5 protein-coding genes are annotated in these 3,281 nt (G+C 70.9%); 3 read left to right on the top strand and 2 right to left on the bottom strand.

From position 1 onward, the window contains the following. From I53_RS34440 to I53_RS00885, 3 genes are all read left to right on the top strand, one after another. Window positions 1-198: hypothetical protein (locus tag I53_RS34440; protein ID WP_210161557.1), on the top strand; the 198-nt coding region annotated here is incomplete at its 5' end. After that, window positions 195-1,268 carry a radical SAM protein gene (locus I53_RS00890; protein ID WP_043345667.1) on the top strand — a complete coding sequence of 358 codons (1,074 nt, stop codon included), beginning with the start codon at window positions 195-197 and terminating at the stop codon, window positions 1,266-1,268. The genes I53_RS34440 and I53_RS00890, both read left to right, overlap by 4 nt. Next, the gene (locus I53_RS00885; RefSeq protein WP_043345664.1) at window positions 1,265-1,987 is read left to right on the top strand and encodes a glycosyltransferase family 2 protein; all 723 of its coding nucleotides are present in this window, start codon (window positions 1,265-1,267) and stop codon (window positions 1,985-1,987) included. The genes I53_RS00890 and I53_RS00885 overlap by 4 nt, the downstream gene beginning before the upstream one ends. 10 nt (window positions 1,988-1,997) lie before the next feature. On the opposite strand, the gene I53_RS00880 is transcribed toward I53_RS00885, so the two are convergent. Both I53_RS00880 and I53_RS00875 read right to left on the bottom strand, forming a co-directional pair. Beyond that, window positions 1,998-2,660 carry a hypothetical protein gene (locus I53_RS00880; protein ID WP_043345662.1) on the bottom strand — a complete coding sequence of 221 codons (663 nt, stop codon included), beginning with the start codon at window positions 2,658-2,660 and terminating at the stop codon, window positions 1,998-2,000. Window positions 2,661-2,690: 30 nt separating this feature from the next. Further along, window positions 2,691-3,281: hypothetical protein (locus I53_RS00875; RefSeq protein WP_043345660.1), on the bottom strand; the 591-nt coding region annotated here is incomplete at its 5' end.

The raw sequence follows: 3,281 nt of genomic DNA, 5'->3' as shown, positions 1-3,281 counted from the left end.
TGCTGGCCGTGCGTTCTTGAGCGTCGCCGCCACGCTTCCAGGTGGGTCCTCACGGTGGGAGGCTTCATGCTCTACGACGTCGTCCCCGGCGATCCGCAGCTGCCCTACGAGGCCCGCTCGGCGATCCTCGCCGCCCTGGTGGCGGCGGCGTCGCTCGTGCACGTCGAACTCCGCCGCCGCTCCGGACTCACCCGATGACCGCAGCCACCCACCTCGCCACGCCGGCCATCGACCCGCGTCGCTATCACGAGGCGGCGCCGCGGACGGTCGAGACCGTCGTCGAGCGGCTGCCGGTCTGCCTCTATCTGGAGGTGACGAACCGCTGCAACCTGCTCTGCACCACCTGTCCGCGCACCTATGTCGAGCTCGAGCCGCCGGCCGACATGAGCTGGGACCTGTTCACGCGCATCGTCGATCAGGTGCCGGATCTCAGCCGCGCCGTGCTTCACGGGGTCGGCGAGCCGATGCTGGTCAAGGACCTGCCCCGGATGGTGCGCTACCTCAAGGATCGCGGAACCTACGTCCTGTTCAACACCAACGGCACGGTGCTGTCCGAGAAGAACGGACGGGCCCTGATCGAGGCCGGCCTGGACGAGCTGCGCGTCTCGCTCGATGCGTCGACACGCGCCTCGTACATCACCGTGCGCGGAAAGGACTATTTCGAACGGATTCTGAAGAACGTCCGGGCCTTCCGGGCGCTGCAGGAGCGCGAGGGCCACGCGAAGCCCCGGGTCTCGGCTTGGCTCACCGGGCTCAAGGAGACCCTGCCGGAGCTGCCCGCCTTCGTGCGGGTGGCGGCCGAGGCCGGCGTGAAGGAGGTCTACCTCCAGCGGCTGGTCTACTTCGCGGACGACGCCCTCGGCATGGCGCGGCCCGATCAGGCCCTATACGAGCGCATGGAGGCGGACGAGGCCCATTACCTGTCCGAAGCCGAGGCGGTCGCACGCGCGCTCGGGCTCACCTTCTCGGCGTCCGGGGCGGCGAGCGAGCCGGGGATGAGCCTGCGTCGCGACACCGACGGCTCGCCCTGGTCCCTGTGCCGCCGGCCCTGGAACGTGATGTACGTCACCGCCAACGGCCGGGCGCTGCCATGCTGCATCGCGCCATTCTCGCAGCGCGGCTACGAGAACTACACCCTCGGCGACGCCACGCAGGACACCCTGCGGGCGATCTGGAATGGCCCGGCCTACGTGGATTTCCGGGCCGCCCTTCTCTCCGACACGCCGCCGCAGGCCTGCGGCAATTGCGGGCTCCGCTGGAGCCTGTGACCGCCGAAGCCTTCGTCACCGCCATCGTGCCCTGCCTCGACGAGGAGGCCGCGATCGGCGCCGTCGTGGCGGGTCTCGTGGCGCACGGGGCCGATGCGGTCCTCGTCGTCGATGGCGGCTCGCGGGATGCGACCCGCGATCGGGCCGCCGCGTCGGGCGCGCGCGTCCTCGTGGAGCGCCGCCGCGGTTACGGCCGGGCGATCCAGACCGGGATCGCCGCGCTGCCGCCGGAGACCCGCATCGTCCTGTTCGTCGACGGCGACGGCAGCGACCGGCTCGACTGCGCGCCGGCCCTCCTCGATCCGATCCGCGCCAACCTGGCGGATTTCGTGCACGGCTCCCGGATCCGCGGCGACCGCGAGCCGGGCGCCATGAGCCCCCAGCAGATCGTCGCCGGTCACCTCGCCGGCTGGCTGCTGCGGCTCACCTACGGGGCCCGCTTCACCGACATGTCCCCGTTCCGGGCGATCCGCCGCGACGCGCTGGAGCGCCTCGGCATGCGGGACGAGACCTACGGCTGGAATCTGGAGATGCTGATGCGCGCCTCGGCGGCGGGCCTGCGCTGCGCGGAGGTCGCCGTCGGGCAGCGGCCGCGGCAGGGCGGCGCCTCCAAGGTCTCGGGGGACTGGCGGGTGGGGATGCGCGCCGCCTGGGTGATCGGCACGACCTTCCTGCGCCTCGCCCGCGCCCTGTCCCGCGAGGGCCGCCCGGCCGGCTGACCGGCCGCTCTCAGGTCGCGATGCGGACGAGGTTCGCGGCCCATCCGAAGGTGAGGCCGGGCGGGTACCGGCGGCGCAGTTCGGCGTCGAGGCCGAGGCTGCGACCCGCTCCGAACACGCTGAACAGGGCCATGAGGCCGCCGAGGAAGACGTAGGTCCACGGCCATTCCTGCGGATGCAGGTAGAGGCCGAGCCAGAGCTGCGCCACGAAGACGACGCCGATCGCCCCGACGATCCGGACGCCGAGCCCGAGGAGCAGCGAGACCGCGAAGGTCAGCTCCGTGAAGAAGACCATCACGTCCAGGATGTAGAAGTTCGGCGTCGGCAGCAGCACGCCCTTCACAAACTCCCGGTGGATCGCGAAGGCGGCGTTGGTCACCTCCTCACCGGTCCAATAATAGAGCCCGTTCTCGGTGGAGAAGAGCGGCAGCTTCCAAAGCATGCCCTGGAACCACATGCCGCCGATCAGGGCGCGCAGCGCCCACAGGGTGACGTCGCGGCCGGTCCGCTGGGCCGGATCCTCGATCCATTCCCGGATCGCGATGACGATGCTGGCCAGGACCAGCAGGGCGAGACCGGCCGCGACCAGCCAGCGCCCCCAACCGAGGGCGACCTCGTCGCTCTGCTGCCCGATCAGGAACAGCCACGTATCGGTGAACGGATCCGTCCGCATCGTTTCGATCCTCTCAAGGGCCGCGCGCCGTCAGGTACAGGCCGCCCGCAGCGGCGGGTCGGCCGCGGACCCGTGCAGGGGTTTGGACAGCCGTGTCGGCAGATCGGCGAGGCGCAGCGACCGGCGCAGGGCCCGGGACAGCGCGTCGACCATCGCGGTCAGGAGCGCCGTGGCGACGATCAGCAGCACAGCGACGTCCAGGCGCAACTCCGAGATCGCGGCATCGACGTAGAAGCCGAGCGTCGCCACGCCGAGGATGCCGAAGATCGCGCTCTCGCGCAGGATCAGCTCCCAGCGGTAGAGCAGGTAGGCCAGGAACTGCCCGTAGAGCCGGGGCAGCGTCTCGTAGCTGTAGAGGTTCAGGCCGGTCGGCGCGTCGGGGCGGTAGGCGAGGTCGTCGGCGTGACGCCCCATCAGGAAGCCGACGATGCCGGCATTGTGGATCGTCAGAGCCAGGATCGCCGGCAGCATCGAGGGTCCGAGCAGCTGCAGCAGCACGTAGGCCAGCATGTATTCCGGCGTCGAGCGCACCACCACGAGCAGCACCCGCCCGAAGGGCTGCCCGATCGGCCCGGCAAAACGGCGCGAGGCGAGGGGGAACAGGATGAGCGCACCGAGGCC

It is taken from the genome of Methylobacterium sp. B1, assembly GCF_000333255.1.
Taxonomy (GTDB): domain Bacteria; phylum Pseudomonadota; class Alphaproteobacteria; order Rhizobiales; family Beijerinckiaceae; genus Methylobacterium; species Methylobacterium fujisawaense.
This window is presented reverse-complemented; position numbering and strand designations above follow the sequence as displayed.